General features: G+C 39.9%; 32 protein-coding genes. 25 read left to right on the top strand and 7 right to left on the bottom strand.

Going from position 1 to position 25,285, the window contains the following annotated elements; genetic code table 11:
- Positions 1–55 precede the first annotated feature (55 nt).
- On the bottom strand, positions 56–1,066 hold the full coding sequence (locus QMF37_RS12650; RefSeq protein WP_283478431.1) for a PQQ-dependent sugar dehydrogenase: 1,011 nt from the start codon (positions 1,064–1,066) through the stop codon (positions 56–58).
- A gap of 74 nt (positions 1,067–1,140) precedes the next feature.
- Here QMF37_RS12650 and QMF37_RS12645 point away from each other — a divergent pair, with 74 nt between their 5' ends.
- Positions 1,141–1,263: a hypothetical protein gene (locus tag QMF37_RS12645; RefSeq protein ID WP_256204436.1), complete on the top strand. Its 123-nt coding sequence runs from the start codon at positions 1,141–1,143 to the stop codon at positions 1,261–1,263.
- Between the two features lie 83 nt (positions 1,264–1,346).
- On the opposite strand, the gene QMF37_RS12640 is transcribed toward QMF37_RS12645, so the two are convergent.
- From QMF37_RS12640 to QMF37_RS12625, 4 genes are all read right to left on the bottom strand, one after another.
- Positions 1,347–1,661, bottom strand: a complete 315-nt coding sequence (locus QMF37_RS12640) for a hypothetical protein (RefSeq protein WP_071154579.1) — start codon at positions 1,659–1,661, stop codon at positions 1,347–1,349.
- A gap of 20 nt (positions 1,662–1,681) precedes the next feature.
- Complete coding sequence (locus tag QMF37_RS12635; protein WP_058385217.1) at positions 1,682–1,891, bottom strand: hypothetical protein; 210 nt, start codon at positions 1,889–1,891, stop codon at positions 1,682–1,684.
- Between the two features lie 118 nt (positions 1,892–2,009).
- Positions 2,010–2,399 (bottom strand): ribonuclease HI family protein, encoded by a 390-nt coding sequence (locus tag QMF37_RS12630; protein WP_058385218.1) that lies wholly within the window; start codon positions 2,397–2,399, stop codon positions 2,010–2,012.
- 8 nt (positions 2,400–2,407) lie between these two features.
- A complete protein-coding gene (locus QMF37_RS12625; RefSeq protein ID WP_058385219.1) occupies positions 2,408–3,091 on the bottom strand; it encodes a queuosine precursor transporter in 684 nt (227 codons plus the stop codon).
- Positions 3,092–3,246: 155 nt separating this feature from the next.
- On the opposite strand from QMF37_RS12625, the gene QMF37_RS12620 reads away from it, so the two are divergent.
- The gene (locus QMF37_RS12620) at positions 3,247–3,438 is read left to right on the top strand and encodes a zinc-finger domain-containing protein (protein WP_410477408.1); all 192 of its coding nucleotides are present in this window, start codon (positions 3,247–3,249) and stop codon (positions 3,436–3,438) included.
- A 68-nt stretch (positions 3,439–3,506) separates the two neighbouring features.
- On the opposite strand, the gene QMF37_RS12615 is transcribed toward QMF37_RS12620, so the two are convergent.
- Entirely contained in the window at positions 3,507–3,716 is a 210-nt protein-coding gene (locus QMF37_RS12615; RefSeq protein ID WP_058385221.1) for a cold-shock protein, read from the bottom strand.
- A 165-nt stretch (positions 3,717–3,881) separates the two neighbouring features.
- On the opposite strand from QMF37_RS12615, the gene QMF37_RS12610 reads away from it, so the two are divergent.
- From QMF37_RS12610 to QMF37_RS12505, 22 genes are all read left to right on the top strand, one after another.
- Positions 3,882–4,517 (top strand): HD domain-containing protein, encoded by a 636-nt coding sequence (locus QMF37_RS12610; RefSeq protein WP_283478439.1) that lies wholly within the window; start codon positions 3,882–3,884, stop codon positions 4,515–4,517.
- The gene (locus QMF37_RS12605) at positions 4,514–6,391 is read left to right on the top strand and encodes an ABC-F family ATP-binding cassette domain-containing protein (protein ID WP_071154578.1); all 1,878 of its coding nucleotides are present in this window, start codon (positions 4,514–4,516) and stop codon (positions 6,389–6,391) included. The genes QMF37_RS12610 and QMF37_RS12605 overlap by 4 nt, the downstream gene beginning before the upstream one ends.
- A 25-nt stretch (positions 6,392–6,416) precedes the next feature.
- Positions 6,417–7,547 carry a conserved virulence factor C family protein gene (locus tag QMF37_RS12600; RefSeq protein ID WP_283478430.1) on the top strand — a complete coding sequence of 377 codons (1,131 nt, stop codon included), beginning with the start codon at positions 6,417–6,419 and terminating at the stop codon, positions 7,545–7,547.
- A 150-nt stretch (positions 7,548–7,697) separates the two neighbouring features.
- A complete protein-coding gene (locus QMF37_RS12595) occupies positions 7,698–8,000 on the top strand; it encodes a hypothetical protein (RefSeq protein ID WP_071154576.1) in 303 nt (100 codons plus the stop codon).
- Positions 8,001–8,432: 432 nt separating this feature from the next.
- On the top strand, positions 8,433–8,639 hold the full coding sequence (locus QMF37_RS12590) for a hypothetical protein (RefSeq protein ID WP_058385225.1): 207 nt from the start codon (positions 8,433–8,435) through the stop codon (positions 8,637–8,639).
- A 1,073-nt stretch (positions 8,640–9,712) separates the two neighbouring features.
- Positions 9,713–10,150, top strand: coding sequence for a BrxA/BrxB family bacilliredoxin (locus tag QMF37_RS12585; protein WP_283478429.1), 438 nt, complete (start codon positions 9,713–9,715; stop codon positions 10,148–10,150).
- Positions 10,147–10,935, top strand: coding sequence for a class I SAM-dependent methyltransferase (locus QMF37_RS12580; RefSeq protein ID WP_283478428.1), 789 nt, complete (start codon positions 10,147–10,149; stop codon positions 10,933–10,935). The genes QMF37_RS12585 and QMF37_RS12580 overlap by 4 nt, the downstream gene beginning before the upstream one ends.
- 507 nt (positions 10,936–11,442) lie before the next feature.
- Positions 11,443–11,751 carry a rhodanese-like domain-containing protein gene (locus tag QMF37_RS12575; protein WP_071154573.1) on the top strand — a complete coding sequence of 103 codons (309 nt, stop codon included), beginning with the start codon at positions 11,443–11,445 and terminating at the stop codon, positions 11,749–11,751.
- A 451-nt stretch (positions 11,752–12,202) separates the two neighbouring features.
- A complete protein-coding gene (locus tag QMF37_RS12570) occupies positions 12,203–12,796 on the top strand; it encodes a YpjP family protein (protein WP_071154572.1) in 594 nt (197 codons plus the stop codon).
- A gap of 244 nt (positions 12,797–13,040) precedes the next feature.
- Positions 13,041–13,985, top strand: coding sequence for a thymidylate synthase (locus QMF37_RS12565; RefSeq protein WP_078080456.1), 945 nt, complete (start codon positions 13,041–13,043; stop codon positions 13,983–13,985).
- A gap of 103 nt (positions 13,986–14,088) precedes the next feature.
- Positions 14,089–14,586: a dihydrofolate reductase gene (locus QMF37_RS12560; RefSeq protein ID WP_071154571.1), complete on the top strand. Its 498-nt coding sequence runs from the start codon at positions 14,089–14,091 to the stop codon at positions 14,584–14,586.
- Positions 14,579–15,328 (top strand): lysophospholipid acyltransferase family protein, encoded by a 750-nt coding sequence (locus QMF37_RS12555; RefSeq protein ID WP_058385232.1) that lies wholly within the window; start codon positions 14,579–14,581, stop codon positions 15,326–15,328. The genes QMF37_RS12560 and QMF37_RS12555 overlap by 8 nt, the downstream gene beginning before the upstream one ends.
- A 75-nt stretch (positions 15,329–15,403) precedes the next feature.
- A complete protein-coding gene (locus tag QMF37_RS12550) occupies positions 15,404–16,243 on the top strand; it encodes a DegV family protein (protein ID WP_283478427.1) in 840 nt (279 codons plus the stop codon).
- 39 nt (positions 16,244–16,282) lie between these two features.
- A complete protein-coding gene (locus QMF37_RS12545) occupies positions 16,283–17,080 on the top strand; it encodes a GDSL-type esterase/lipase family protein (protein WP_071154569.1) in 798 nt (265 codons plus the stop codon).
- A gap of 11 nt (positions 17,081–17,091) precedes the next feature.
- Positions 17,092–17,667, top strand: coding sequence for a YpmS family protein (locus QMF37_RS12540; protein WP_071154568.1), 576 nt, complete (start codon positions 17,092–17,094; stop codon positions 17,665–17,667).
- 16 nt (positions 17,668–17,683) lie between these two features.
- Entirely contained in the window at positions 17,684–18,214 is a 531-nt protein-coding gene (gene msrA / locus QMF37_RS12535; RefSeq protein WP_058385236.1) for a peptide-methionine (S)-S-oxide reductase MsrA, read from the top strand.
- Positions 18,211–18,636, top strand: coding sequence for a peptide-methionine (R)-S-oxide reductase MsrB (msrB, locus tag QMF37_RS12530; RefSeq protein ID WP_058385237.1), 426 nt, complete (start codon positions 18,211–18,213; stop codon positions 18,634–18,636). The genes msrA and msrB overlap by 4 nt, the downstream gene beginning before the upstream one ends.
- Positions 18,637–18,694: 58 nt before the next feature.
- Positions 18,695–18,910, top strand: coding sequence for a YozE family protein (locus tag QMF37_RS12525; protein WP_058385238.1), 216 nt, complete (start codon positions 18,695–18,697; stop codon positions 18,908–18,910).
- A gap of 69 nt (positions 18,911–18,979) precedes the next feature.
- The gene (gene deoD, locus QMF37_RS12520) at positions 18,980–19,684 is read left to right on the top strand and encodes a purine-nucleoside phosphorylase (protein ID WP_283478426.1); all 705 of its coding nucleotides are present in this window, start codon (positions 18,980–18,982) and stop codon (positions 19,682–19,684) included.
- A gap of 101 nt (positions 19,685–19,785) precedes the next feature.
- Positions 19,786–21,300 (top strand): lmo1851 family serine protease, encoded by a 1,515-nt coding sequence (locus tag QMF37_RS12515; protein ID WP_283478425.1) that lies wholly within the window; start codon positions 19,786–19,788, stop codon positions 21,298–21,300.
- A 55-nt stretch (positions 21,301–21,355) separates the two neighbouring features.
- Positions 21,356–22,237, top strand: a complete 882-nt coding sequence (locus tag QMF37_RS12510) for a CobW family GTP-binding protein (RefSeq protein WP_283478424.1) — start codon at positions 21,356–21,358, stop codon at positions 22,235–22,237.
- Positions 22,234–22,473 (top strand): hypothetical protein, encoded by a 240-nt coding sequence (locus QMF37_RS12505; RefSeq protein WP_283478423.1) that lies wholly within the window; start codon positions 22,234–22,236, stop codon positions 22,471–22,473. The genes QMF37_RS12510 and QMF37_RS12505 overlap by 4 nt, the downstream gene beginning before the upstream one ends.
- 60 nt (positions 22,474–22,533) lie before the next feature.
- On the opposite strand, the gene QMF37_RS12500 is transcribed toward QMF37_RS12505, so the two are convergent.
- Positions 22,534–23,910 carry an MATE family efflux transporter gene (locus tag QMF37_RS12500; RefSeq protein ID WP_283478422.1) on the bottom strand — a complete coding sequence of 459 codons (1,377 nt, stop codon included), beginning with the start codon at positions 23,908–23,910 and terminating at the stop codon, positions 22,534–22,536.
- A gap of 273 nt (positions 23,911–24,183) precedes the next feature.
- On the opposite strand from QMF37_RS12500, the gene QMF37_RS12495 reads away from it, so the two are divergent.
- Positions 24,184–25,260 (top strand): undecaprenyldiphospho-muramoylpentapeptide beta-N-acetylglucosaminyltransferase, encoded by a 1,077-nt coding sequence (locus tag QMF37_RS12495; RefSeq protein WP_071154562.1) that lies wholly within the window; start codon positions 24,184–24,186, stop codon positions 25,258–25,260.
- The last annotated feature ends 25 nt before the right edge of the window (positions 25,261–25,285 follow it).

Here is a 25,285-nt window from a genome sequence, read left to right as displayed (position 1 = left end):
TAGTAACTAAAAGGTGTATTGGACTTGTCCAATACACCTTTTAGTTTGTACACGGCTATTCATTTAATTTATAAAGTTTATCGTCACCGTCTGCAGGTGTGCCGCGACCGTCCGTGTTGTTCGTGATAAAATAGAGCGAGTCGCCATCAGAAAAAACATCTCGGACACGGCCAAACCCTTCAATTGAATCTGTCACTTCAGCACTCTTAGGATCCACCACTTTAATTGCGGTTCCTCGAAGCGCAGCTACGCAAAGCAGACCATTATGCATGTCGATTCCACTTGGCGCCCAAGTATCGCTAGAGCCTGTTGTGTAAAAAGGAGCCTCCATGCCGTCTTTTGACTGATCGCCTTCGATTGTAGGCCAACCGTAGTTATTGCCTTGTTCAATAATATTGATTTCATCATTGGCGGATTGACCATGTTCAGACGCGAACATCGTGTCATTGTCCCAAGTCATTCCTTGTGGATTGCGATGACCCGATGAATAAATTTCAAACTCGTTGGCTGTATTGAGTTTCAATATTTTGCCATTTACTGAACCTAAGTCTTGTGCAAGTTCAGGAGTGGAAGCATCACCAATTGTTGCAAAAAGTGTCCCATCATCGTCCAATTCTAAGCGGCCACCATGATGCACATTCCCTGTTGGAATACCTGCCAACAAGACATCTTGTTCTTGCCAAGTTTCATTTTCTAAAACAAGTGTGACGATTTTATTGTAATCTTCGCCGTCTTGTTCGTAGACGTAATAGCCGTATGCAGTTTGGCTTTCTTCAAAATCTTGTGCCAAAACAAAGCCTAAAAATCCAGCTTCTGAAGCTTCAGATAAACTATCAGAAAAATTGACGCTTTGCCGTGTCATGACCCCTTCTTTGTCTATATGAACAACTTTTCCTGGTCGTTCCGAAATATAAAATTCATCATTTATTTTATTGATCGCCCATGGAGCTTCAAGCCCTGTCGCAATTTCTTCAAAAGGGGCGGACGCTTTGTCTGGATTAGGAGCCTCGTTAGCGCAAGCTGCTAAAAGCAGTAGGGAAAGTGAAGAAACTAAAATTTTTCTCATTCAGAAAACCTCCTTTTTCTATCATAATTGAACAAACTGTCTATAGGCAATAATCTAATGGGAGAGGTGAACTTATGCCATTATTAAAAGACGTTAAAGAACAAGAAGAGATTCGTAAAAAACAGAACTTAATTCGCGTCATGACATGGGTGTTTATAGCGATTGCGCTCGTACTTATTTGGTATTTTACTAGCTAAAAAAGCGGCATAAATTCAACTGCAATACACAAAAAAACCACGGTTAACTCGAATTGTTCGAGCTGACTGTGGTTTTTACTGTCTTAAGAGGGCTTTTTTTTCGTTTGAATTATTTCTGCGATAACGACACCGATCGTGATACCCAACAGCACATTAATAAGCAAAGGACTTAAAAATTGATCGCGAAAAATAGTTGCAACCGTCAGTATATAAAAAGCCACTTGTGAAGTTTTTGCAACTGCCGGTAATGCGTCTTTCGGATAGCGCGTGCGTCCTAATTGAAAAACAAGGAAAGCCAGTAGTAAAACTAAATAATAGGGCCACGTTAAAACAGCGATCGTATTATTGATCACTGCGAAAATCAACAGCGGTATAAGATAAAACAATAGCGATTTCACGTTAAAAGCCTCATTTCTCCTTATTTTTTCATGTTATTTTGCTGTCTGCGAACTGCCAGCAAATAAAGATTGTAAATGGAAAAAATAACCGCGACAGTAACGATAACGACCGAAATCATCGGATAAACAGAAACTCCACTTTGCATCATTTCAATAATGCGGGAATAGACGATCCATGGTCCAATGACCAAAATGAAAATATCGAGTGCAGTACCAAGTTTTGTTCTCATGAGGTTCCTCCAATAAAAGATAATACATTTATCTTATCAGACTTTCGCTGAAGAGTATGCACAGAAACCAAAACAGCCACCCTGAAAAGATAAGGGCGGCTGACACAGTTTGGACAGATTATTTATGTGCGCGAAGTTCAGTTCTGGCTAAGGCGTCGGCTGCCCGATTTTGAGAATCTGGAATCCATTTGATAAAACAAAAATCAAATTGGTCGCCGAGTTCAAGCGCGTGTAAAAGCAATGGCTTAAACTTAGCATTTTTGATGCCTCTTTTTTCAAAAGCGTTTACCGCTACTTGGGAATCAGATTTAATCGATACCATTCCAGATGTTAACCCTATTGCTAGTTCCAATCCCTTTACGAGTGCGGTGAATTCCGCAGTATGGTTGTCCATTTCACCCACGTATTCGCTCCAGTGAATCAAATGGCCTTCCCCTCGAATAAAAACACCGACTGCACTTACTTGAGGTGAACCCGCAGTCGCCGCATCCACAAACACTTCAAGCATCTGATCACCTACTTTTCGTCAATGGGTTTGATGATTTTTGCCAAATAGCCGAAAGGCGTAGCCATGACAGAAACAATAAACTTCAATACATATGTTGAGATGAAAATTTGAATCCACACATCAAACGGAAAAACTCCCCAAAATGCAATGGATGTAAAAATTAACGTATCCAACAACTGACTAATCAACGTAGAGCCGTTATTGCGGATCCAAAACTGGCTATCTTTTGGAAACATTTTGCGCAGTGCACTGAAGATGATGACATCTAGATGCTGACTGGCGAGATAAGCTACCATGCTACCAATAGCAATTTGCGGAATTAAACCAAAAATAGTTTCCAACGAATCTTGTGCGAAATCACTGTCATCCGGTATGAACTTTATCCCGAACTGCATGACTAGTACCATAATGAGCAAAGAAGAAAAACCAAGCCAGACAGCTTTTTTGGCTTCTTTTTTGCCATATTTCTCGTTCAATATATCGGTCGCGAGAAAAGTCGAAGCATAAAGACTGTTGCCTAGAGTTGCTGTCAATCCTATGATTTCGATCGTCTTCGTTACTTGGATATTAGCCAAAACGGTCGAAATGGCTACCCACGCAAACAATCCAGTCTTTCCGAAAAATTTATACATGATTACTAACAGAACAAAATTGAACAAGGCAAAGCCAAGTCCCCAAAATTCATTAAACAAAATACGTCCTCCTTAGTTTTGGTAAAGCGGGAATTTGCGAACCGCTTGGTACCGTAAAAATGTCCTCAGTTAGTATAACTATTGTTGGAATAAAAAACAAATGCGTAGTAGAATGAAGAAATGACGATTTGCAGTGAGGTGACAAAGTGAAAAAAATGTCTATTATTAACGAAATTGATGAAATGATGACCACATACTGTGAAGGTTGCTTTGTGAAATCTCAGCTTCGCAAAGATGAAGGAAAGACCGCTGCTCATAGATTTTGTATTAGCAATTGTACAGTTGGAAGTCAACTGCAATTCCTTGGAAACGAACTGAATAAAGTCGGAACCGGCAGCAAAGCGTAACGACTGGTTGTTCTTCAAAACTATAAAAAGCAGAGACGGAATTCCCGCCCCTGCTTTTTTCTATTAGTTTATTCTGAATCAATTTGGATAACATTTGCAGCCTGAGGTCCACGGTTGCCATCAATAATATCGAACGATACAGTTTTGCCTTCATTCAATGTTCGAAACCCTTCACCTTGGATGCCGGTAAAATGAACAAATACATCATCACCGTCATTATACTCAATAAATCCGTAACCTTTTTCTGAGTTAAACCATTTCACTGTTCCCTGGTGCATGCGAGTTCCCCCTATTATTGAGTATGTCATGGACCTATAGACGCCATGTTATGGATGGGTATACTATACATGAAGCCTATGGAAACGTCAATAATCGTTGGGAATACAGGCATTTTGCTTCAACTTCAGGTTATAATAGAAGAAACAAGCGATTGGAGCGGAAGTATGGACCAGGAAAAAATCAAGCAATGTCGCAATGAGGTTAAGAAAATCTATGAACAGTTTGATGCTAGCCATGATTGGCAGCATATCGAACGGGTCATGAAAAACGCCAAAATGATTTTGCAACAAGAAACAGCAGATGCATTTATAGTCGAATTGGCCGTACTTTTACATGACGTTTCGGACCCGAAGTACAAAAAGCCCGAGGAAGACTTGGAGCGTGATATTCTGAATCGTTTAGAACTTTCAGATGCTCAGCGCCAAGAGATTCAGAAAGTTATTGAATCGGTTTCTTTTAAAGGCGGCAATGGCAAAATGGCAACGAGCATTGAAGCGAAAATCGTCCAAGACGCTGACCGATTGGATGCTATTGGTGCAATCGGGATCGCGCGAGCATTTGCTTACGGTGGGGCAAAGGGACGTAAGTTGTACGACTGGAACGAACAGGCACGTACAAAAATGACGGAAAATGAATACCGCGAAGCACAAACCAGTAGCGTCACACATTTTTATGAAAAGCTTTTATTGTTGAAAGACCAAATGACTACGGAAACGGGTAAGCACATGGCTGAAGAGCGCCATGAATTTATGCTAATCTTTTTAAAGCAACTACAAACAGAAACGGATGGGAATAAATGAGCCACTTAAATATTACGAAGTTAACGAAAACTGTTGGAGCAAAAACATTATTCAAGGATGTCGAATTTTCATTATATCCAGGAGAACGCGCAGGTTTAATCGGCGTAAACGGTACAGGGAAATCGACTTTAATGTCAATACTAGCGGGATCAATGGATGCAGATAATGTTGTCATGGACCACCCGAAAAAATATCAAATTACGTATTTAATGCAAGAACCTGAATTTGATGAATCATTGACTGTACTCGAAACAGTTTTCTCAGGGAAATCCCCGATTTTAGCATTAAACCGTGCTTATGAAAATGCCTTGAAAAATATGATGGTCGATTCAAGTTCTACACAATTACAAGACGAGTTGATGGATATTCAAGAAAAAATGGAGCAAGAAAATGCATGGGATATTAATGCCCTGGCCAAAACCGCACTGTCAAAACTAGGGATCGATATGTATGACCAAGTAGTACGTGAATTATCAGGCGGTCAGCGTAAACGTGTGGCTCTTGCGAAAGCATTGATTGAACCAGCAGATTTGATCCTTCTGGATGAGCCAACAAACCATTTGGACGCGGTGTCAACTGAATGGCTGCAAGAAACCCTGTTGCGCATGGGTTCAGCTATGCTTTTTGTCACGCATGATCGGTATTTCTTGGATGCGGTTTCTACACACATTTTCGAAATAGCAGACCAAACCATGTACACGCACAAAGGCAACTACGGCGATTATTTGGAAAACAAAGCGATTCGTGATGAAATGAATGCATCGTCTCAGCAAAAATTAGAAAACCGTTTCCGTTCTGAGTTAAAATGGATTCGCCGCGGTGCAAAAGCCCGTTCGACTAAACAAAAAGCGCGGATACAGCGTTTCGATGAAATCAAAGAAAACGTGCAAAAAGAAAACGACAATACATCGCTTGAACTATCCATGCAAAGCCAGCGACTTGGCAAGAAAATCATTGAAGGCCAAGATATGGGCGTTGCTTATGGGGATAAACAAATCTTCAGCGGCTTTGATTTCTTGTTGCAAGGTGGAGATCGCATTGGAATTGTTGGACCAAATGGTGCCGGGAAATCGACGTTGATGAAAATGCTTGCCGGAGAATTAGAACCAACTTCAGGAAAAATGGAATACGGCAGTACCGTGAAAATTGCTCACTTTACACAGCATTTGCCTGAAATGGATGAATCGCAGCGCATGATTGAATACATTCAAGAAACGTCGAGTGATTTTGAAGCAGAAAAAGGTGTTCGTTTATCGGCAACTCAAATGCTTGAACGTTTCCTGTTCCCGTCAAATGGTCACGGCACGCAAATTGGTAAATTATCAGGCGGCGAGCGAAAGCGTCTGTATTTATTGAAATTACTGATGGAACAGCCGAATATCTTATTCCTCGATGAGCCGACAAACGATTTGGATATCCAAACACTATCTGTTTTGGAAGATTTCTTAGAAAACTTCCCAGGCGTAGTTATTACAATTTCGCATGATCGCTTTTTCCTTGACCGCATTGCCCAAAAATTGTGGACAACAGGAACAGGAAAAATCGAAGAATATCAAGGTCTTTACTCTGAGTTTATTAAAGAAAAAAATAATCCGGTTGAATTAGCTGAACAACAGCTTGTTGAAACGGAAGTCGCACAACCGGCCAAAGTTAAAAAGAAAATGACCTACAAGGAGCAGCAAGAATACAACGGTATTCTTGATAAAGTTGCACAAACAGAAGCGAAGATTGAAGCTCGTGAGGAAGAAATGGCTTTAGCTGGGGCCGATTACGATAAATTGCAGAAATTGACCGAAGAAGTCAATGGATTAACTGCTGAGTATGACGCGTTAATTGAACGTTGGACTTATCTTCAAGAAATAGCAGAAGCATGATCTATTAATTGCAGGAGGGATTTTTGTGAAAATTTTAACGATTGAACCGACACCAAGCCCGAATACGATGAAAGTGATCATCGACCAGGAATTGCCGTTTGGCAAAAGTCATAACTACACGAAAGATAAGTTAGAAGGCGCATCTGAAGAAGTGCAGCAGTTGCTAGCGATTGACGGTGTAAAAGGCATTTACCATGTAGCTGATTTTTTGGCAGTCGAGCGCATTTCTAAATTTGATTGGGAAATTATTTTGACGCAGGTTCGGAATGTTTTTGGCGAAGACCGTCAGCATAGTGGAGAAGAAGTCCAATTAGACGAGCATTTTGGGGAAATTTATGTCCATGTGCAACAATTCAAAGGAATTCCACTACAAGTCAAAGTGTTCGATAATAGTTCAGAGCAACGCTTTGGTATGCCAGAACGTTTTGTCGCGGCGATGAAGCAAGTTTTGGACCCGACAGAAGAAAACTACCTCATGCAGCGTAAATGGGTGGATTATGGCGTTCGCTATGGGGATAAAAGTGAAATTGGCAAAAGCCTGATGGAAGAAATCGAAGCTGCGTATCCACAAGAACGATTAGTTGCAATGACGACGAAAGAAGATGCAGCTCAAGCTGAGTCAGCCCCTCGTGGTCAAAGAGTGTCAGTAGAAGACTTTGATGCACCCGACTGGGAAACTCGCTTTCAGCTACTTGATCAAATGATTGAGGCAGATGTTGATGATTTACCGTTACTGGCAGTGGCATTAAACGATGAAAAAATGTCGATTCGTCGTCAAGCCGCTATTTTCCTAGGCGACGTTAAAGACAAAGCTGTTGTGCCCTATGTTGAACGTGCGATGAAAGACAAGAGCTGGGCTGTCCGCAGAACAGCAGGCGATACCATCAGCGATCTCGGTTTTGAGAAATTTGAGCCGGTTATGCTTGAAACCTTACGTGATAAAAACAAATTGGTTCGTTGGAGAGCAGCGATGTTCCTCTATGAAACCGGAACAGAAGCCGCTTTACCAGGTCTGAAGCAAGCCGAAAATGATCCGGAGTTTGAAGTGAAACTACAAATCAAAATGGCAATTGCACGTATTGAAGAAGGCGAAGATGCAAAAGGGTCAGTTTGGAAACAAATGACCGAAGCGCGTCAAGCGATAAAAGAGGAATAGTAGAAAAGGCCCGTGACTAAACAGTCACTGGCCTTTTTTTTGCTTGTTGGCTGCTTGGAACTGCATTAAATGTTTCCTCATTGCTGTTAAGAGGTAAAGTGCTGGTAATCAAACTAATTATAATAGTTGCTATACGAGGAGGAAATGAATATGTCAAACAATGTTTTTTCAATGGAGATTTTATACAGCGGAAAATATGAATCATGGGAGTTTGAAAATCGACAAAAACGCGATGTTTTTTATGAGCAAGTCGTTCAACAGTTTGCTGATCAAAAAATAAATGGTCAAGAGGAAGGGATCGATGATACACGCATTGTCCAACTGTCTTCTAACAATCTGAAAATCCAAGAAAATGGAGAATACGCTCAGGATACAAGGTATGAATGGTTTGAGTACGATGTATTTAGCCAAATGTTGGACTTTATTAACAACAAGTATAACCAAAGCGAGTAAGTTTGTTAGAAAATAAATTTTTAAATGCAAGTAAATATAAAATGATAAAGTGTAGGAGTACAAAGACTCGGTGAATAAAGATGTCTTTTGAATATTTTTTTAAAAAAGGTATTGCTTTTCTTTTTTACTTAGACTTACAAAGCTAGTACTAAAGAATTAATGAGTTAAAACGATGTCGATAAATAGTCAGAGCATATTGAAAATATCTAAAACTACCCAATTCGGGTAGTTTTTTTATTGCTAGAAATATGTGATAGGCTATTTCGGATTATCATAAATATAGAGCAGAATAGGTATTTAAAATCACTTTATATAACAAAAGGCATAAAGTTATTTATTTTTAATAAAAAAAATAAAAAATATTAGGTCCATGTATACGTTTGTTGTTGTTAAATTTATGATATCTTGTAAGTATACATAGGAGGGTTACAGGTGAATCTTACGGTCAATGGAGTAGTATTGAGTCAAAAAAGAAGTGCACTTATCGTTAGAGAATTAATAAGAGAGTCTGTCGCAGAACATGCGAAAGACGTAGAAGAGTATTTAAAGGATTATCAGGTAGAAGACTTGGGAAGTTCGATTATTCTTCGTCCGCCGTCAATTGAAGGAATTCAAATTTCATTATTCAAGTCATCCTGAGGGGTGGCTTTTTATATTTTGTGGAAAAAGAAGCTATCTGCTATTTTAGTCTAGGTAAATCTTAGAAAACTAAATAGGCAAGGCGTTTTTAATGACTGCTTAGCGTTCAGGAAAATGGGTATACTCTTCATTTTGTTTAAGAGTTCACTGATGGTTAAGTGATTTTAAAAAAATTATATGTTAAAAAAACGAATGATTGATCTAGGAATGGCGATTAAGGTATTCCAAACCAATGAAAAAACAATTTCAAAAATTACCCCTATACTAAGGTCCATAAATAAATCAGTAAAACAGTTTTCTCTCTTCTGCTTGTTCTTCTTCATTGGTGGTCTCCTTGTCATGTTCTTCTAATTCGGAAAGGCGTATCTTTGTCTATACGTAATCGTTTTGTCGCTTAAAAAGCATGGACCGACTGTAAAGAGCGTCGTAATGCCGTAACAACTCCTCCGAATTCTTTAATCTGACATCCTATCCATAGTGCTTCGTAATGATTCTCGGAAGTTACTCGTTCTATTATCGCATCTTTACGAAAAGGGAGCAGGGGTGTTTTCTGGTTCCATGGATGAATAGGCTGTAAAGACGTTCAAACCGAAAGTCTTTTTTCTGCAACTGAGTTATAAACGTTGTTAGAGACCGAACATTATCTAAGTGAAATCCAGGGACAATGTTTGAGCATTTGTAAAATGAGACCACTTCATCGATCGCTTCTTTAGGAAAGCTCGGCTCTTTGTTGAGGTAGGCATGGTTTGCGTCGTTATAATCTGGTTGAGCTCGGTTAGAAAACAAAACACCCCGATCAACCGTGCTTAACAGAAAAGACGGTAAAAAGAAACATCTAGCTCTTCGATTTGTTTTTATAAATCCATTTATTTCTCTCTACTCCTTTTGGTGTAATCTGTCTTTTCAACAATACGACTCTAATCTCCTTTAATGAATGTTCCATTATCTATTCCTTTTAAGTAAACTCCTATTCAAATCCTTTCACGATGAAATTACCAACAAACTAGGTTACACTGAAATAGATAGAAAGCAATATATTGAGAAAATCGATTTTAAAGAAAAGAGGCGAAAGCATGAACGCATATGATGAGTATATGAAAGGCATTGTCGTGCCTATGCGCCAGGAGTTGACTGGAGCAGGTTTTAAAGAATTATTGACAGCAGAAGAAGTCAATGAACATATGAGCAGTGCTAAAGGAACGAGTCTTGTTGTGATTAACTCTGTTTGTGGTTGTGCAGCAGGGTTAGCGCGTCCAGCAGCTATTGGAGCCATTCAAGCTGTGGAAGCAAAACCAGATCATTTAGTGACCGTATTTGCAGGTCAAGATAAAGAAGCAACTGCACAGATGCGCAATTACTTTGAAGAAGTGCTACCATCGTCTCCATCGATTGCCGTATTGAAAGACGGTGAATTGGCTCATTTTATTCCACGTGAACAAATTGAAGGCTACCCAATGGAACAGATTCGCGATCATTTGTCGCAAGTTCTTCAACAGGTGGCAGCTCAGTGAAAACAATAGTCACCACAGCATACCGGCCAACTTCGTCTGTATTGGCATGGGCAAATCGCGTTTCAGCAGAACTGGAAATTTTACAAGTTCCGCGCAATAAGCGTTCCATTGACCGGATGCAAGAAGATGAACAAGCTGATTTGTTGGTGTGCTTAAAAGAACGACTTGAGTTTTACCCAATGGGTAAAACCGAGCCGTTCTTTTTTCATCCGAACTCAGCAGCTTTTCGAACAAAAAGACCTCTTGAACAAGATCCGCTGATTGAAGTGGCAGGTTTAGTTCCAGGCGACTCATTTTTAGATTGTACATTAGGGTTAGCATCTGACTCAATTGTGGCAGCACAGCGTGTTGGTCAAAGAGGACGAGTGGTGGGCTGTGAAAGCCATCCAGTGCTCGCTTACGTGGTGGCGCAAGGGTTGCAGCAATATAGCAACATGCCACATTTAGAAGAGGCGATGAGGCGTATTGAGGTAATGTCATGCCAAGCAGTTTCATTTTTGCAAACTTTGCCAGCAGATTCGATAGATGTAATTTACATGGATCCGATGTTTACAGAAGAAATAACAGAAGCTTCAAATTTTACGCCACTCAGAGGAACAGCTGACCGAGGGCAATTAACAGTGCAGTGGGTAGCTGAGGCAAAGCGTGTAGCACGAAAAACTGTCGTTTTAAAAGCACATTTTCGTTCTCAGGATTTCGAACGTTTTGGATTTATTAGGCGCATGCGGCCCAATACCAAGTTCCACTATGGTGTCATTTCAATTGAACCAGAGAGTAAACAATAAAAACGGATGCTCGTTAGTTGGGAATTTAAAGTATAGCTATGTTTCAGGTTCGTGATCTCAAGCTGACAGTGTTCTGGAGTATATTTGGTTTCACTTATAGAACACATGCAGATTCAATTTATCTGCATGTGCTTTGTATTGTGAATCTATTTTCAAAGCAAGCTAATTTCTTGTGCGAAATATACCCCCTGTGGTATGTTTTGGGTGTATTCAAAAGAGTTCTTTTTTAAGGGGGTGAGCCGTTATGTCAAACCAAGTAACAGTTTATTCAACGGATACCTGCCCACATTGCATCATGATGAAAAAAACTTCTAGCGGCAAGTGATGTCCCTTATACGAAAGTAAACGTACAGCGAGACCAAGCGCCTTGTGCAGACAAACGACCAAAATGGGTGCTTGGATTTGATCCAAACCGTGCCACAGAACTAGTGAACGCCTAAAACAATAAATGTGAAACCCACATTGAGTAAAATTCAACGAAAACTAAATTACTAGGAGGAATAACAAGTGAAAGTGATTTCGACGCAAGAATTGCAAACATTACTAAAACTAGGCAAACAAGTGAATATAATCGACGTGCGTGAAGCGTCAGAAGTAGCCGGTGGGAAAATTCCTGGAGCTGTCAATATGCCTTTAGGATTATTGGAATTTAAGATGAATGAATTGGACAAATCAGAAGAATACTATGTTAATTGCCAAGCTGGCGGACGTAGCGGTTCGGCATGTAAGTTTTTAGACTATCAGGGCTATAAAGTGATAAATGTCGAAGGTGGCATGAACGCATGGGCAGGTGACATCGAGCGGATTGATAATTGAAAAAGCTTATGAGTTTAGCAATGGAGCTCAAGGCAAGTCTTTGTGAAAAGACACTGAAGAGTAAGAGTTGGTTTATGCAAAAACTGAAGATGAATAGCAAAAGGACTGTCAATGGACAATTGAATTGACAGTTCTTTTATTGCATAATGATATAAAAAGTCTGATTTATCGACCATCTGAAACAAAAAACTCCCTGAAATTCAGGGAGTTTTTTTAGTGTTTATTAGTCTGTAAATGAAAGTGAAGTCAAGTATCCAAGCATAAACAGGAGACCCAGTCCGATTAATAATGATGCATCCACAAAAATTCCTCCTTTTCAATAAAAAAACAAGGCGTTGTTAATGACTTTATTGTACAATGAATTTCAAGAAGATGAAACCTTTACCCGCGAAATTCGTATAAATAAGCAAACCTTATGACAAAAATGTTCATAAAAGAAAAGGTGATGTTGATGAAAAATTGGTGGCAAAAGTCGCTGATGATTACTGTTGCCGTTTTAACATTGGGAGCAATCTCTCCGAACCATTTAATCTGGGAGTCGCTTCTAGACGAAAAAGGTCAACCGAAATCACATGCAGCGGAAAGTGATAACAAACAATATATCTACGATTGGGTCGACCCCAGTGAGTTCTACGACACCGGTGACTCTTTTATCCATTCTGTGTATCAATCTGCAGAAGAGCAATCGTATTTGAAATTTGGTTCGCGAATTGGACCAGTTATTGGAGACCAGTTCCAAACCATGATTTTGCCAAACATTCAACGAGCGATTGATGTCCATTTGGCAACCCTAGATATCGGCAAATTAAAAAAATTAGCCATTTCTGAAAAGCCATCTGGTGATTATGCTGAAAAAATCTTCCATGTATATAACACTGAAACCAACAAAGACGAAATCCGTTTCCACGTTAGGACGGAGAACAAACCACAGCTAGGCTATTCTTTTAATTTTCACTATCATTTAGCTGAAGATGATTTCCAAAAGCATATTACGCTAGGAGACATCTACTGGTCTAAAAATACACCGCCGAAATGGCTTTCTTAAACCGCCCAATTTTGGCGGTTTTTTTTATGTGTGCTCGATTTTTTTTGCCAAACTAGCGTAACTGGTGCGTCCAAGGGAGAAGGAGAAAGAGAAAGTGTGTGAATTTATCGGTTTATCGAGTGAACCATAATGAGAGCGAAGAGGTTTTAGTAAATACAAATTTTCCGTATAATTTAAGATGTCTAAAATCTTTATTAACACCGGTAGTATTGTTATGATTAAACTAACAACGGAGGCGAGTTATATGAAGCAATATTTAGACTTATGCGAACACATTCTACATAACGGAGCAACAAAAGAAGATCGGACCGGTACAGGTACTTTGAGTGTCTTTGGCCATCAAATGCGATTCGATTTAACGGAAGGGTTCCCTTTAATGACAACAAAAAAAACGGCGTTCCGCTTGATTGTCTCGGAACTTCTTTGGTTTATTAAAGGTGATACCAATATCCGATCTTTATTGCAAGATAATAATCACATCTGGGATGAGTGGGCGTTTGCACAGTGGGTAGCAAGCGACGAATACGCGGGACCTGACATGTCTGATTTCGGTCGCCGTGCACAAACAGATACGGAATTTGCGGAAGTATATAAGATTGAGATGCAAAGCTTTCAGCGCAAGGTAATTGAAAGTCCAGAGTTTGCTGAAAAATACGGAGACCTCGGTCCCGTTTATGGCAAGCAATGGCGTTCATGGGCGACAACAGAAGGTGGTACCATCGACCAATTGAAAAACGTCATTGAATCGATTAAAAAAAATCCAGATTCCAGACGTCACTTAGTGACCGCGTGGAATCCGGAATTTATTGATGACATGGCTTTACCACCATGCCACATTATGTTTCAATTTTATGTAGCGGATGGCAAATTGTCGTGCCAACTTTATCAACGCAGTGCAGATGTCTTTCTAGGCGTGCCTTTTAATATCGCATCTTACGCGCTATTAACACAGCTAATTGCCAGAGAATGTAACTTAGAAGTCGGTGATTTTGTTCACACAACAGGCGATACACATTTATATTCAAATCACCTGTCTCAAGTGCAAGAACAATTAGCTAGACAACCAAAACCACTGCCAACCTTAAAAATTAACGAGGAAGTCAAATCAATTTTTGACTTGAAACTAGAAGACATTACGATCGAAGGCTACGATCCACATCCTCGGATTAAAGCGCCTGTTGCAGTTTAATAGCAAGTACTAACTTTCATCTACAGTGTATCAATTAGTTTGAACTTCAAAATAGTTTAAATAATACGTATTACCCGCAAAAAGCGGGATAGGAGGAAGATACATGATTTCATTAATGGTCGCGCATGATCCGAACCGAGTTATCGGAAAAGATAACGAACTGCCTTGGCATATTCCAGCGGACTTGGCATATTTTAAAAAACAGACAATCGGAAAAGGGATTGTTATGGGCCGTAATACGTATGAATCTATTGGGCGACCGCTTCCGAAGCGCCGCAATATTGTAGTTACGCGCAACGATGATTATCAGGCAGATGGAGTAGATGTCGTTCATAATGTGCAAGATGCTATAAAGTTAGCGACAGAATTTCATGAAGAAGTAATGATTATCGGCGGAGAACAGATTTTTGAATCGATTTTACCAGATGCTGACCGTCTTTACATAACACTGGTTCATCAAACTTTTGATGGTGATACGTATTTCCCGGAATATGGACGTGAATGGAAACTCGTTTCTGAATCTGAGCAGCAAATTTCAAATGAAGTGCCTTTTTCGTACTTGGTATACGAAAGACGGCGAAAGAAAACGGCCAATGTTTAATACCATTCGCACGTTCTCTTTTTTATTTGGTTATTTACCGATTAGCGCTGTGAATTTGAAAAAAAATATCAAGCAAAAATCAACATTAAGCGTAAAAGAGTACGACCAGCTGATTCATACAGAACCTCAAAAATGGGCAGCCGGTATTATGAAGCGCACAAAAAGTACCGTTACGATTGCAGGACTGGATAAATTACCTGATGGACCGGTGTTGTTTGTCAGCAATCATGAAGGGAATTTCGATATCCCCACATTGCTTTCGACCATTCCGAAGCCTTTTGGTTTTATTTCCAAAAAAGAAGTAAATAAATTCCCGATTATTCCGATGTATATGAAAGAAATGAACTGTGTCTTTTTAGACCGCACAGATCGTCGGAGCGCATTGAAATCCATTACTGACACTATAGAAAAATTAAAAGAAGGTCATTCGATTTTGATTTTTCCGGAAGGCACAAGAAGTAAAGGTCAAAGTATGGGTGAATTTAAAGCAGGATTTATGCGTATTGCAAAAGATGCAGATGTCCCTATTTTACCGGTTGCGATTCACGGAACTTCAGACATAATGGAAAAAAACAACAATAAAGTAAAGGCAGCTACGGTAACCGTACAACTTTTGGATCCTGTCTCTGTTGATGTTCTTAAGGACATGAAGCCAAAAGAAGCAATTGCGGTGATCCATACGCAAATTGAAGAAGCTGTTTCTGCTATGTCTGCGGAAAAACAAAGAAATAATGACAACTAACCAGGAAAACAATCTGCTTTGTAGTTGTTAGATATTAAATAATTGCTTAGACTAAGGTAAAAAGGAAGTGATTTCATGTCAAAGATTCACATCGTCACGGATTCGACCGCTGATTTAAAGCCAGAGATCATTGAAAAATATGATTTGTATGTGGTTCCTTTAAGTATTCAAATTGGTGGAAAAACCTATTTGGACCGCGTTGACTTAGAGCCGGCATCTTTCCTTGAATTGATGAAAAATACCGATGAAATGCCAAAAAGTTCTCAACCAGCACCAGGCGTATTCAAAGAGTTGTACGATAAATTAGGTAGAAACGGTGATCAGGTCTTGTCTATTCATATGACAGGTGGGATGAGTGGTACTGTGGAGTCAGCAAAAACAGCAGCTCAATTGACTGATTCAGACGTTACTGTCATCGATTCTCGTTATATTTCTCACGCCTTAACTTTCCAAGTATTTGAAGCGGCAGAGATGTCAAAAGCGGGAAAATCAATGGAAGAAATCGTTAAACGAGTAGAGCAGATTCGTCTCAATACAAAATTGTTCGTTGTTGTAGATACCCTTGATAACTTGGTGAAGGGAGGCCGCATTGGGAAAGGCCGTGCTTTGTTAGGATCTTTAATGAAAATCAAACCAATTGCTTCTTTAGATGATGGATCGTATACTCCGGTTGCTAAAGTCCGAAGCCATAAGCAAGTAGTCGATTACTTGATGAAGGATTTTATAGAGCGGACAGCAGGCAAAATTGTTAAAGGGGTTGGCATTGCTCATGCGAATGGATTGGCAATGGCTGAGCCACTGCGTGAAAAAATTAAAGAAACAGGCTTTAGCGATATCCAATTTGATTTTACAACGCCAGTTATTTCTACTCATACAGGTATTGGGGCAATTGGTTTTATGTACTATACGGATTAAACGAATTAGCAAGGTCTAGTTGAAAAAGGAGAGACAATCGTGAAAGTCATCCTGTTTATCATCATCTTGTCTATGGGTATACTAGCGGGGTGCAGTCCATCTTTTAACTTTGGCAATGAAAAAGCAGAACCGAGAAATGAACCGGCTATCGACTCTTATACTATACCGCCAAACTTCATTCCTCAAGCAGTGGTTATTACCGCTCTTGGGGATTCCTTATCTCAAGGTGTTGGCGATGAAGAGGAGTTAGGCGGCTACACAGGCAGAGTGGCAGCAGAGGTTAAGACCTGGCAAGGAATTAAAGGCGTGGCTGTTGAAAATACAGCAAAACGTGGACGTCGTAGTGATCAGCTGCTGGCCATGTTCCAACAAGGAAAACTAACGAGTCCTATAGCAGATGCCGATTACTTAACGCTGACCATTGGTGGAAATGATGTTATGCGAGTCGTCAAACGTGACTTGTTTTCATTGAATACAGAAGCCTTTGAAGACGAATTGGTTTTTTATGAAAGTAGATTTGATCATATTTTGACAGCCATTCGAGGTATTAATCCGAATGCGCCTATCATCATCATGGGCATTTATAACCCGTTTTCACTTGTAACGGATGAAGTAGAAGAGTTTGATCAAATTATTGATTCCTATAATCAGGCGATGCAAAAAAGAGCAGAATCAGATCCGCAAGCATGCTTCGTGCCTGTCAGTGATTTATTTGTTGGCAATCAGAATTTGGTTTACCATTCTGATTTTTTTCACCCGAATAGCAAGGGCTATGATTTAATGACAGAACGTATTTTAAAGCGGATGAATGAATGTGGCATGACTTATGAAGGATAGGTGGTGAACTGATGAAAAAATGGCGCGTTGCATTTTTTATTTTACTCGCAATAAATGTGTTGGCGCTTGTGGGAGTGGTACTTTTTGTTACGACTCCTTCCAAAGATTTTACGTCTTATGAGGCTTTGAAAAATACCTCTACGGAAGGAAACACGGTAGTCGTCAACGCTACAAAAGCAGATTTTGAAGGAATTGCCAACACCTATATACAAGAAGCTATGAAAGACCAGCCAATTCCTTTGGCTTTATCAGTTGATGATGACGTTAGTATATCAACGGAACTTACCGTTTTTTCAGTAACTTTGCCTATTTTAATGAAATTCGAACCACTTGTACAAGAAGATGGCAATTTGCTGTTAGAACAAAAGTCAGTAGAAGTCGGTATGCTGGATATTCCTCCTGAAGCTGCGTTAAAATTGCTTAGAGACTCAGTAGAACTTCCAGAATTTATGGAAGTCATGCCTGCGGATGAAGAAGTGTTGTTAAAGTTAACGGATATTCCGTTAGATGGAGGAATTTCAGTGCGAGCGGCATCGTTCAATTTGGAAGAAGACGATATTCGATTATTGGTGACAATTGAACCATAAAGAATGGAGTGGGTATATGAATACGGAAAAAGCTACATTTGCAGGAGGCTGTTTTTGGTGTATGGTCAAGCCTTTTGATTCATTAGACGGCATTGAAGAAGTAGTAAGTGGCTATACAGGTGGAGAGTTAAAAAACCCAACTTACGAACAGGTTTGTTCGAATGCGACTGGTCATGTGGAAGCAGTCCAAATTACATTTCAGCCAGACGTCTTCCCATATGAGAAATTATTGGATGTTTTCTGGACACAAATAGATCCGACAGATGCTGGTGGTCAATTTTTTGACCGTGGCGAATCTTACCAAACCGCGATTTTCTTTCATTCCGAAGAACAGCGTCTAGCTGCAGAAAAGTCTAAGCAAGAATTGGACAACTCGGGAAGGTTTGAAAAAATTGTTGCAACGCCGATACTAGAAGCAAAACCATTTTATTTAGCAGAAACGCATCATCAAGATTACTATAAGAAAAATCCTGCTCATTACAACCGTTATTCAGTTGGTTCTGGGCGGACTGCGTTTATCGAAAAGAATTGGGGTGGACAAGCATGAAAGAAGAGTTAAAAGCAAAATTAACGCCAATGCAATATCATGTAACCCAGGAAAGTGGGACAGAACCACCTTTTCAAGGTGAATTTGATCAGCATTTTGAAGACGGCATTTACGTAGATATTGTCTCCGGCAAACCGCTATTTAGTTCTAAAGATAAGTTCGACGCTCATTGCGGATGGCCGAGCTTTGCAAAACCAATCGAAGGTACAGAAGTAAAAGAAAATCTAGATACCAGTCATGGCATGAGAAGAACAGAAGTCCGATCCTCAACCGCTGACTCTCACCTAGGGCACCTATTCCCAGATGGACCATCGTCTATGGGAGGCCTTCGCTATTGCATCAATTCTGCAGCACTACGTTTTGTTCCTAAAGAGCAATTGGATGCAGAAGGTCTATCCGAATACAACAAACTATTTGAATAATGGGTCAACCGGACAACTAGTCCGGTTTTTTTTGCCCAAAATACGAAAGGAGACCGTTATGGAACGTTCTTTTTATCAATTTGCATTAAAATATCGTGGGAAAATTGACCCGGATGACTATTCAAGTTTTGCCGATGCGTTATTTTTGGATCATTCATTTCCTAAAACAGCAACTGACTTTGAACTGCTTTCTAAATACATCGAAGAAAAAGCGCATCCCGTTATGAAAGCCTCAATCTTTGATGAAATATGGGAAGACTACATAAGTGAATAGGCTTGTCGTTGCACTATAGTTAAAAAAACAGTATGATTAAATCTACTATATAAAAGTGAGGTTTTTTAGATGAGCGTTCATATTAATGCGAAAAAAGGCGATATTGCCGAAACAATTTTACTACCAGGAGACCCGCTTCGCGCAAAATACATAGCGGAAACTTTTTTAGAAGATGTAACGATGTACAATGAAGTTCGTAATATGTTTGGTTATACCGGCAAATATAAAGGCAAACGTATTTCTGTTCAAGGAACTGGAATGGGTGTACCATCAATTTCAATTTATGTAACAGAATTAATGCAAGAATACGATGTGAAAAAATTGATTCGTGTTGGAACATGTGGTTCTATCCATAAAGACGTAAAAGTACGTGACGTGATTTTGGCTCAAAGTGCATCAACCGATTCAAAAATGAATGATATCATTTTTAAAGGCATTACTTATGCACCGACTGCTGATTTTGAATTATTATTGAAAGCATATAATGCAGGTATGGAAAAAGGATTAAACTTGCGTGTCGGGAATGTCTTTACTGAAGATGTTTTCTACAACGAATTTGCAGAACACGAAAAATGGGCGCAATACGGGGTGCTTGGTCTTGAAATGGAATCTTCAGCGCTATACACATTGGCTGCCAAATTCGGTTGCCAAGCGTTGTCTATTTTAACAGTAAGCGATCACTTACTGACGGGTGAAGTGACGACTTCTGAAGAACGTCAAACGACGTTTAACGACATGATTGTTGTAGCTTTAGAGGCAGCAATTCAAGAGTAGAAAAAAGCCGTTCTTTCTCAAATTAGAAAAAGACTGTCTTGACAGTCTTTTTCTTTTCATATCCTATGGTTCTAAAGGCAATTACGAAAGTGGTGAAATAGATGGATGATAAACGCCCGGAAGACGAGCAGCAACAAACTCCGCCGGTAGAAGAATCACCGTCACATATTATTAAGATGAAAACATTCACTTTTATTATGCTTGGATTCCTCTTAATCTTGACAACGGCGGGATTAACTGTTTTTGCATTAACATTCGGCGACGATAAAGCTGTAGAAGTAAATTCTCCAGAGCGTCGCGAATTCGAGAAACTCTATACAGCTTATGATCAAATACAGGATCAATATTTTGAAGATGTCGACAGAGATGTTCTAGTTAATGGAGCCATCAATGGGATGGTCGATTCTTTGGAAGATCCTTATTCCGATTATTTGAACGAAGAAGAAGCTTCTCAATTTCTGGAAGGAATTTCATCAAGCTTCCAAGGCATTGGCGCAGAAGTGCAAGAGCGTGAAGGCTATATCACGGTAGTTTCACCGATCAAAAATTCACCTGCTGAAAAAGCAGGCGTATTGCCAAATGACCAAATTATAGCAGTTGATGGCGAAAGCATACAAGGCTTTACAACAACTGAAGCTGTCATGCTGATCCGTGGCGAAAAAGGAACTGACGTCAAGCTGAGCATTATGCGTGGTAAAAATGCAGATCCAATTGATATTACTATCACTCGCGATGAAATACCGATTGAAACTGTGTACGCAGAAATGATTGGAAACAATGTAGCTCATATTCAAATTACTAGTTTTTCTGAAAATACGTATCAAGAATTGCTTGATGCCATTAAAGAAATGGAAGCCGAAGGAATGAAAGCGGTCGTTATGGACGTTCGTGGAAATCCAGGTGGCTTACTTGATGTAGCGCTTGATATTTCTGACTTGTTTATTGAAGAAGGGAAACCATTGTTTGAAGTTCAGGCAAAAGGCGCTGAACCTGAAGTTTATATGTCTTCACCAGGTACGAAAATCAAAGTACCCGTTACCTTATTGATTGATGGTGGAAGTGCTTCGGCATCTGAAATTTTGGCCGGTGCAATGAATGAGTCAGCAGATATCAAATTGGTCGGAGAAAAGACTTTCGGAAAAGGGACTGTACAAACAGCTAACGATCTTCAAGATGGTTCGAACCTGAAGTTTACAACGGCTAAATGGCTAACACCAGACGGCAATTGGATTCATGAAAAAGGAATCGAACCAGATGTAGAAGTTGCGTATCCCGCATATGCGTCGCTTCCGCTTTTGGATACTTCACTGGAGCTAAAAGACGGCACTATTTCCGAACAAGTCAAAACCGCTGAACAAATGCTTGAAGCGCTTGGCTTTAAAGTTGGAAAAGTAGATGGCGTCTTCGAAGAGCAGATGCAAGAAGCTGTAGAAACTTTCCAAGAAGAAAACGAATTGGAAGTGACAGGTATCTTGACTGGAGAAAGTACATTCGCAGTAATGGATGCATTGCGTGAGAAAATTGAAAATGATGATCCGCAATTACAGAAAGCTAAAACAATTATAATGGAAGAAGCTGGAATCAAAGCTTCTGCATCTAAAAAAACTGATGAATGATTTGGAGGTCCGCTTATGCGGGCCTTTTCTTCTTCGAAATTGAAAGGATGAGAAGATGAAAGATGTATATTTATTTAGTGGGTTTTTAGGAAGTGGCAAAACAACATTATTAAAAACAATGATTAGTCAAATGAAAGATAAAGGGTTAAAACCGGCAGTTTTCATGAACGAACTAGGCCAAATGAACATGGATTCGGATGCAGTAGAAGAGGGCATTCCACTGAAAGAAATTCTTGATGGATGCATCTGTTGTTCGGGATCAGAGAAATCAGAAGCGCAAATTCAAACATTATTGGCAGAAGAAGATTTTGATGTCCTACTCATTGAAACAACAGGTGCAGCACACCCTGTAGAAGCACTGGATGCTATTTTTTCCCCACTGTTTGCTGAACAACTAAACTTTAAAGGCATTGTAACAGTAGCAGACAGCAAAAGATGGATGGATCGCAACAGCTTATCTCCACAAATTCGTTCGCTATTTTTAGAGCAGATTCGCCATGCTGACCTACTACTGGCCAATAAAATGGATTTGTTGACAGAAGGACAGCAGGCTACTGTCGTATATGAAATTCAATCACTTAATCCAAAAGCACAAATCATCCAAACGATACACGCTAAAATACCATTCTCGGCATTAGAAAAATTGTCGCCATTACAAAATGAAGATGTCGTCAAAGCACCTGTTTCAAAATTGAATTTAAATGCTAAGGTGTTGAAATTTGAGGCGCCAGTTCGAAGAGAGCTATTTGAAGAATGGCTACGTGCGCTACCAGATACGGTTTTTCGAATCAAAGGCTATGTACCGCTTGAAGGCGATAAATACCCTAATGCTTTTCAGTTTGCTTACGGAATGGCGCAATGGCTTCCCGAGTACATGAAAATGCAGAATCAAATTGTGATTATTGGAGAAGGGCTGGAAGGAGTCGAACTTCCATGATTGAATCATATCGCAAGCTCTGGCCACAACGAGTAGCTGTACAACAAATCACCACTCAACAAGAACTCGAAAAATACGTACTTATCGAACTGAATGACGAACTGACTCATCCACGTGTTCGCAAAACCAAGCAGCAAAAGCTGGCGTTGGCTTCAGAGAGAATCGAGCAATCGGATTTATCAGATTCAGAAAAAAGTGAATTAATTATACTGTATAATAAGCTTGCGAACCCATAAAGAGAACGCTATTAAAAAAGCAGGACACGAAAAATCATTGATTTTTCGTGTCCTGCTTTTTTATGGTTTGGAATTAATAATCTTAGGTTGAACATGCTGCAATTTTTTTTGGATCAGTAGTAAACGGAGTGATAACGTAATTGCTCCTGCTGTCAAACCAACAATCAAGCCAATCCAATAACCGAAAGCTTCATAATCAGTGAAGTTTGCGAGTAAGTAACCTGTAGGTAGCCCAATAACCCAGTAAGAAATTAACGCCATGACGAAGGTAATGTTGACGTCTTTATAACCTCTAAGTGCCCCTTGGACGGGCGCTTGAATAGCATCTGACAATTGAAACAAAGCAGCAAACAGTAGGAACTGAACAGCCAGTTCGACTACTACAGGATCTGACGAATACAAGGCTGCAATTTCACTGCGCATAAAGAACAATACGCAAGCTGACAGGAAGCTTAATGAAACAGCCGTGCCAACACTCAGCCAGCTATACTGCTTCGCATCCTGCAAACGCTTGGCACCGACTTCATAGCCTACAAGAATTGTGGCACCCATAGAAATGCTGAGCGGTAACATATATAGCAAAGATGCAAAATTCAACGCAATTTGATGTGCGGCAATAGTGAAAGTGCCGTAAACAGCCAGCATAAACGTGACGGCAGAGAAAATACTAGTTTCTACGAATATGGATATACCAATCGGCACGCCAATGCGACTAATCTCCATCCAGCGAGTTAATGACAATTTCGGCCAAGTCCGGAAGATATTATAGGAGTTGAACGGGCTTCTCGTGTGGATGATCCAGACTGCAATAACTAAAATCAGCCAGTAGGTAATAGCTGATGCAAGTCCAGCGCCCGGACCTCCGAGTTCTGGGAAACCAAAGTGTCCGAAAATTAGTAAGTAGTTAAAGAAAATATTGATAGGTGCTGATAAAAGCGAAATAACCATCGTTACGCGTGTAGCTCCAAGTGCATCGATATAAGAACGCAAAGCGTTATAGACAAAGAGCGGAATTAACCCAATCGTCATTGCAAAAATATAGCGGCTCGCAACGTCGGCAACAGTCGGTTCGAGATCCATAAAGGCAATCAAGTAATCAATGCCAAGATAGAAGAAAGCGAAGACAATAGCAGCCAACAAAATAGCCAAATAAATCCCTTGTTGAACAGCTTGTTTTACTTGATCTTTTTTCTTAGCTCCCATCAATTGTGCTACAATTGGAGTAATGGACATGAGGATACCGGCAAGTCCGATGTAGACGGGAACCCAAAATGAGGACCCGATGGAAACGCCGGCTAAGTCTTCTGTTCCGTAGCGGGAAGTCATATAAATATCAAAAAACGTCACCATGTACATCGCTATTTGTGTGACGAGAATCGGGAAAATAATTTTCACTAAAAGCAGTAGCTTTTCTTTTTTGGTTCTTGTCTGGTACATATCTCGTTCCTCCCGCAATTTACCTTTAGTAAGTCAAACTTATGCATCAAATGTTATCGATCAAAGCACAGCAAATTTTATACTATTTTGGACGGACGATTTCTAGCACACAGTCGGGATGTAAAAACGTTACAGCGCCAACTGCCCAGAAAACGTTATCATGAGATAAACTTACCCAATTACAATTTAGCAAATAAAATCCAGTATAGCATAGATAGGTATGCTTCAGGCATATCCTCTAAGCCAAATTAACAGATGAGAGTAGGACAAGAAATGAACAACAAAACAATTTTATTAACCGGAGGCGGAACAGCAGGACATGTTTCCTTGAATCAGGCATTGATTCCAGAATTAAAAAATTTAGGCTTTAACGTTGAATATATCGGTTCTAAAGACGGTATCGAAAATGAGCTAATCCGGGAGTCCTTCCCTTCCGTTCCTTACCATGCAATTTCTAGTGGTAAATTGAGACGCTATTTTTCAACTAAAAATTTCTCGGATCCATTTCGCGTAGGAGCGGGACTTATGCAAGCAGTTGCTATTATTCGTAAAACTAAGCCAGTAGCTATCTTTTCTAAAGGTGGATTTGTTTCTGTACCAGTCGTAATGGCAGGGCGTATGATGTCAATTCCGGTCATTATTCACGAATCGGACGTTACACCTGGATTAGCAAATAAAATTGCCTTACCTTTTGCTGATCATATCTTTACTGTATTCAAGGAAACTTTGGCGCATGTGCCAAGCAGCAAATCGACTTGCACGGGATCACTTATTCGTAGTGAACTCATGGAAGGCTCTGCAATAAAAGGACAGGAAATTTGTTCATTCGACAACGACTTACCGGTTCTACTGATCATGGGAGGTAGTCAAGGATCGGCTATGATTAACTCGGCCGTCCGCAACAACCTAGAGCGTTTACTAAAGCAAGTTAATATCATTCACCTATGTGGTAAAGGAAATTACATGACAGAATTAGATCATCATTCAAATTATCGCCAATTTGAGTATGTCACGCATGAATTGCCGCATCTATTACATCTGACAGATTTTGTCGTATCGCGAGCTGGTTCTAATTCCATATTTGAATTTTTGGCTTTGAAAAAACCAATGCTACTCGTTCCATTATCTATGCAAAAAAGCCGCGGTGATCAAATTCTGAATGCGAATTTATTTGAAAAACAAGGATTTGCGCATGTTGTGGAAGAAGAACAGCTGTCTGCAGATCGTTTCATGGAAGAGCTAGAGCGTTTACAAACGGATAAAGAGCAGCTAATTACAGCAATGACACAAGCAGAAGCCCCGATTACGGCGGCAGAAATGGCTAAATTAGTAGCAGTTCATACAAAATAATACCTAACTAATTTAAAGAGGTGAT

Source organism: Planococcus sp. S3-L1 (assembly GCF_030063085.1).
Taxonomy (GTDB): domain Bacteria; phylum Bacillota; class Bacilli; order Bacillales_A; family Planococcaceae; genus Planococcus; species Planococcus kocurii.
Note: the sequence above shows the minus strand (reverse complement) of the source record. Positions and strands in the feature narration are given on the sequence as shown.